The following is a 6,098-nucleotide window of genomic DNA, read 5'->3' on the forward strand; positions in this document are numbered from 1 at the left end:
GCTGGCCGGGCAGGCCGCCGGCGACCGGGGCCGCCCGGTGCTGGCCGTCACCGCCACCGGCCGGGAGGCCGAGGACCTGGCCGCCTCGCTGCGCTCGCTGCTGCCCGCCGACGCGGTCGCCGAGTACCCGGCCTGGGAGACCCTGCCGCACGAGCGGCTGTCGCCCCGCTCGGACACCGTCGGCCGCCGGCTGGCCGTGTTGCGCCGGATCGTCCACCCGCGGGCGGACGATCCGGCGGCCGGACCGGTGCAGGTAATCGTCGCCCCGGTCCGGTCGGTGCTCCAGCCGCAGGTCAAGGGGCTGGCCGAGCTGGAGCCGGTGGCCGTCCAGCGCGGTGAGTCGCACGACCTGGAGGAGGTGGCCCGACAGCTCGCCGCGGCCGCCTACGCGCGGGTCGAACTGGTCGAGAAGCGCGGCGAGTTCGCCGTCCGCGGCGGCATCCTGGACGTCTTCCCGCCGACCGAGGAGCACCCGCTGCGGGTGGAGTTCTGGGGCGACGAGGTCGAGGAGATCCGCTACTTCAAGGTCGCCGACCAGCGCTCGCTGGAGATCGCCGAGCACGGCCTGTGGGCGCCGCCCTGCCGGGAGCTGCTGCTGACCGCGGAGGTGCGCGCCCGGGCCGCCGAACTGTCCGTCGCGCAGCCCGGGTTGGCCGAGATCCTGGACAAGATCGCCGAGGGCATCGCGGTCGAGGGCATGGAGTCGCTGGCGCCGGTGCTGGTCGACGACATGGAACTGCTGCTCGACGTGCTGCCGCTCGGCTCGGTCGCGGTGGTCTGCGACCCGGAGCGGGTGCGGACCCGGGCCGCCGACCTGGTGGCCACCAGCCAGGAGTTCCTGCACGCCTCCTGGGTCGCCGCGGCCGCCGGCGGTGACCTGCCGATCGACCTGGAGACCATCGACGTCTCCGCCGCCTCGCTGCGCTCGCTCGCCGAGGTGCGCGAGCACGCCGACGAGATCGGACTTCGCTGGTGGTCCGTCAGTCCGTTCGCGACCAGCGAGTCCACGGTCGACGGGATCCTCGAGTTCGACGCCAACACGCTGACCCTCGGCATGCACGCCGTCGAGGCCTACCGGGGCGACACCGCCCGGGCGATCGCCGACGCCAAGGACCGGCTGGCCTCCGACTGGCGGGTCGTCATGGTGACGGAGGGCCACGGCCCGGCCTCGCGACTGGCGGAGGTGCTCGGCAACGAGGGCATCCCGGCCCGGCTGGTCGCCGACCTCGGCGAGGCGCCCACCCGGGACGTCGTGTACGTCTCCTGCGGCTCCATCGAGCACGGCTTCGTGGACGAGCGGCTGAAGCTCACCGTCATCACCGAGACCGACCTGTCCGGCCAGAAGTCCTCCACCAAGGACATGCGCCGGATGCCGTCCCGGCGCCGCAACGCGATCGACCCGCTGGCCCTGGCGACCGGCGATTACGTCGTGCACGAGGCGCACGGCGTCGGCCGGTACGTCGAGATGGTGCAGCGCACCGTCCAGGGCGCCACCCGCGAGTACCTGGTGCTGGAGTACGCCCCCGCCAAGCGCGGCCACCCCGGCGACCGGCTGTTCGTGCCGACCGACCAGCTCGACCAGGTCACCAAGTACGTCGGCGGCGAGGCCCCGACCCTGCACCGGCTCGGCGGCGCGGACTGGGCGAAGACCAAGCAGCGGGCCAAGAAGGCGGTCAAGGAGATCGCCGCCGACCTGATCAAGCTGTACTCGGCCCGGATGGCCGCGCCCGGCCACACCTTCGGCCCGGACACCCCGTGGCAGCGCGAGCTGGAGGACGCCTTCCCGTACGCGGAGACGCCGGACCAGCTGACCACCATCGCCGAGGTCAAGTCCGACATGGAGAAGTCCGTCCCGATGGACCGGCTGATCTGCGGCGACGTCGGCTACGGCAAGACCGAGATCGCCGTACGGGCCGCGTTCAAGGCGGTGCAGGACGGCAAGCAGGTGGCGGTGCTGGTGCCGACCACGCTGCTGGTGCAGCAGCACTTCTCCACCTTCGCCGAGCGGTACGCCACCTTCCCGGTCACCGTGAAGGCGCTGTCCCGCTTCCAGAGCGACAGCGAGGCCAAGGCCGTCCTGGAGGGGCTGTTCGAGGGCTCGGTGGACGTCGTCATCGGCACCCACCGGCTGTTCTCCTCCGAGACCAGGTTCAAGGACCTCGGCCTGGTCATCGTCGACGAGGAGCAGCGCTTCGGCGTCGAGCACAAGGAGCAGCTGAAGAAGCTGCGCGCCAACGTGGACGTGCTCACCATGTCCGCGACGCCGATCCCGCGCACCCTGGAGATGGCCGTCACCGGCATCCGCGAGATGTCCACCATCACCACCCCGCCGGAGGAGCGGCACCCGGTGCTGACCTTCGTCGGGCCGTACGACGAGAAGCAGATCTCGGCCGCGATCCGCCGTGAACTCCTGCGCGAGGGCCAGGTGTTCTACATCCACAACCGGGTGGAGTCGATCGACAAGGCCGCCGCCCGGCTCAAGGACCTGGTGCCCGAGGCGCGGATCGCCACCGCGCACGGGCAGATGGGGGAGACCCAGCTGGAGAAGGTCGTCGTCGACTTCTGGGAGAAGGAGTTCGACGTCCTGGTGTCGACCACGATCGTGGAGTCCGGCATCGACATCTCCAACGCCAACACCCTGATCGTCGAACGCGGCGACACCTTCGGCCTCTCCCAGCTGCACCAGCTGCGCGGCCGGGTCGGGCGCGGGCGCGAGCGCGGCTACGCGTACATGCTGTACCCGCCGGAGAAGCCGCTCACCGAGACCGCCCACGAGCGACTGGCCACCATCGCCCAGCACACCGAGATGGGCGCCGGCATGTACGTCGCGATGAAGGACCTGGAGATCCGCGGGGCCGGCAACCTGCTCGGCGGCGAGCAGTCCGGGCACATCGCGGGGGTCGGCTTCGACCTCTACATGCGGATGGTCGGCGAGGCGGTGGCCGAGTTCCGCGAGTCGCTGGCGAACGGCGGCGAGCCGGAGGAGGAGCCGCTGGAGGTGAAGATCGAGCTGCCGGTCGACGCCCACGTGCCGCACGACTACGCGCCCGGCGAGCGGCTGCGGTTGCAGGCCTACCGCTCGATCGCGGCGGTCAACTCGGAGCCGGACATCCAGCAGGTCCGGGACGAACTCGCGGACCGCTACGGGAAGCTGCCGGAGCCGGTGGAGAACCTGCTGATGGTCGCCGCGCTGCGGCTGTACGCCCGGCGGTGCGGGATCTCGGACATCACCCTGCAGGGCTCCAACGTCCGGTTCGGCCCGGTGGAACTGCGCGAGTCCCAGCAGCTGCGGCTGAACCGGCTCTACCCGCGCAGCCAGGTCAAGGCGGCGGCCCAGCAGCTGCTGGTGCCCCGGCCGAGCACCGGCCGGATCGGCGGCAAGCCGCTGGTCGGGCGGGAACTGCTGGGCTGGTGCACCGAGTTCCTGTCGGCCATGTTCGACGACCTGGCGGGGGCGAAGAAGTAGCACCCGGCGGTCGACGGCGCACGGCGGTCGATGGCGCACGGCGGTCTCGGGCTCTGCCCGGGGCCGCCGTTTCCGTTCGGGCGGTGCGCCCGGGGTCAGCCGATCTTCCACTGGCCGGCCTGCGGGGCGAAGCCGTTGTCCAGGGCGAACTGGACCTTGTCGAGCTTGGTGCCGTCCGGGACCTCGAAGGTGACGAAGCCCTTGCCGGTCTCGCCGGGGGCGATGTTGGTGGGGGTCTGGAAGGCCGGGCCGGCCTTGGTCTCCTCCAGGTTCGGGCCGTAGGCCTGGCCCTGGGTGTCCACGACCTTGGCGCTGCTGGCGGGGACCTCGCCGTACGCCTGGGCACCGGTGGCCTTGATCTGGAACTGCACCGCCACGTAGTGCTTGCCGTCGGCCGGCTTGAGGTACTCGCTGGCGCTCTCGGCCGGGTCGACCACCTTCACCGCGGTGACGTCGGCGGTGTTGCCCTTGTCCGTGGCCTTGAGGGCGATGGTGTCGCCGATCTTGGCGGGGGCCTTGGGGGCGTCGGCGGCCTTGGTGGCTCCCGTGCCGGCGGCAGCGGTCTGCTTCGCGTCGGTGGAGACGGAGGCACCGCCGGTGGAGTTGCAGGCAGTCGCGGTGAGGGTGATCAGCGAGGCGCCGAGCAGCAGGGCGGCGGTGCGGCGGGTGGTGGTCGTGCGGCGGGTGGTGGCGGACATGGCGGTTCTCCCGGTGGTCGGTGGTGCTGGTGGTTGTCGGCCCGTTCGGTGGCGACGGGGAAATCACACCACTCGGCCGTGAACGCTGTCAATGAGATTTCACAAAAGAACTCTGTTCACACGTGAACGGAGCCGACGGGCCGCGTCGCTATGCTGTGTGATCACAGCGACCCCGCCGCGCCGTCACCCCGATCGAAGGAGCCTCCCGTGCCGGACCGCCCCGAAGTGACCGCCGTCGAGATCGCCCGGCTGGCCGGCGTCGGCCGTGCCGCGGTCAGCAACTGGCGCCGCCGCCACTCCGACTTCCCCCGCCCGGTCGGCGGCACCGACGCCAGCCCGACCTTCGCCCTCGACCAGGTCGAGACCTGGCTGCGCGCCCAGGGCAAGATCGCCGAACTCCCGCTGCTGGAGCGGGTCTGGCAACTGCTCGACACCCTGCGCGACCCGGCCGGCCACCCCGCCGCCCCCCTGGTCGAGGCCGGAGCCGTGCTCCTGCTGCTGCATCGCGCCCCCGAGCACTGGACCGTCCTCGCCGACCAGCCCGACGGCCGGCTCGCCACCGCGCTGCCCCGCGCCGTCGCCGACACCGCCGTGCACGCCTTCGGCCCGGACGGCCCGCGCGACCTGCGCCTGCCCGTCCTGCTCGGGAGCACCCAGCTGGACCTCGCCCGGCTGCTCGCCGACCTCGCGGCCGAGGCCGGCCCGACCGGCGCGTACGAGCAACTGCTCACCCGCCACGCCGAGGCCAACACCCGCCAGCTCAGCCCCACCCCGCCGGAGGCCGCCGCGCTGCTGGCCGCCGTCTCCGGAGTCCCCGCCACCGTGCTGGACCCGGCCGTCGGCCTCGGCGCCGTCCTGCTCGCCCACCCGCCGACCACCGGGCGCTACGGCCAGGACGCGGACCCGGTCGCGGCCGCCCTCACCCGGCTCCGGCTCGCCCTGCACACCCCCGCCGACGAACCCGGCCCGCTCCCGCTCGACCTGCGCACCGGCGACGCGCTGCGCGCCGACGGCTACCCCGGGGACACCTTCGAAGCGGTGCTCTGCCAGCCTCCGTACAACGAACGCGACTGGGGGCACGACGAGTTGCAGTTCGACACCCGCTGGCCCGGCGGTCTCGTCCCGCCGCGCGGGGAGTCCGAACTCGCCTGGGTGCTGCACTGCCTCGCCCACACCCGCCCCGGCGGCCTCGCCGCCCTGCTCCTCCCGCCGACCGTCGCCGTCCGCCGGGCCGGCCGCCGCATCCGGGCCGAGCTGCTCCGCACCGGCGCCCTGCGCGCCGTCATCGCCCTGCCCGCCGGGGCCGCCCCGCCGTACGGGGTCCCGCTGCACCTCTGGGTGCTCCGGGCACCCAGGCCCGGCGACGACTTCCGGCAGGTGCTGCTGGTCGACGCCGGGGCGGCTTCGGCCGGGAGTGCCGGGCCGGTGGCCGTGGAGGGCGGTCGGGACAAGGTGGACTGGCCCGAGCTGCGCCGTACCGTCCTGGACTCCTGGCGCGGCTTCGACCTGGCCGCCCGGGAGGGTCTGCCGGTCCCCGCCGACCGCCCCGGGATCCACCGGACCATGGCCGCCATCGACCTCCTGGACGACGAGACCGACCTCTCCCCCGCCCGACACGTCCCGCCCGCCGTCCGGCTCGGCGACGCGGCTGAACTCTCGCACCTCGGCGCCCGGTTGGCGGAACTGCTGGCCGGGCTGGCGGACCCGGCCGGGCTGCTCCCGCGGCCCGGCGCGGAAGCCGCCGGCGCGGCACCGGCCGGCGTGGTCACCGTGGGCGAGCTGGTCCGCAGCGGCGCGCTGGAGGTGCACTCCTCCGGCACCGGCCCGGCCACCCGACCGGCGGGCGCCGCCGGCGGCGGCATCCCGGTGATCACCGACCAGGACCTCGCCACCGGCGCCCCGCCCGGCGCCGTCCTCGCCGCGGGGGCCGGGGA

Annotated in this window: 3 protein-coding genes; 2 read left to right on the plus strand and 1 reads right to left on the minus strand. The window is 73.6% G+C overall.

Annotation, left to right across the window (positions count from 1 at the left end):
- Nucleotides 1–3,466 (plus strand): transcription-repair coupling factor (gene mfd, locus BG452_RS27910; RefSeq protein WP_188307122.1); only part of this gene is annotated, 3,466 nt, incomplete at its 5' end.
- A 95-nt stretch (nt 3,467–3,561) separates the two neighbouring features.
- Here mfd and BG452_RS27915 read toward each other — a convergent pair.
- Nucleotides 3,562–4,164: a DUF4352 domain-containing protein gene (locus BG452_RS27915; RefSeq protein WP_188307123.1), complete on the minus strand. Its 603-nt coding sequence runs from the start codon at nt 4,162–4,164 to the stop codon at nt 3,562–3,564.
- A 207-nt stretch (nt 4,165–4,371) separates the two neighbouring features.
- On the opposite strand from BG452_RS27915, the gene BG452_RS27920 reads away from it, so the two are divergent.
- A partial coding sequence (locus BG452_RS27920; protein WP_188307124.1) for an N-6 DNA methylase occupies nt 4,372–6,098 on the plus strand: 1,727 nt, incomplete at its 3' end.

It is taken from the genome of Streptomyces sp. CBMA123, from assembly GCF_014596465.1.
GTDB lineage: Bacteria > Actinomycetota > Actinomycetes > Streptomycetales > Streptomycetaceae > Kitasatospora.

Excerpts from the sequence above, each read along its gene's own strand:
- BG452_RS27915 (WP_188307123.1), bottom strand. The coding sequence starts at position 4,164 with ATGTCCGCCACCACCCGCCGCACGACCACCACCCGCCGCACCGCCGCC.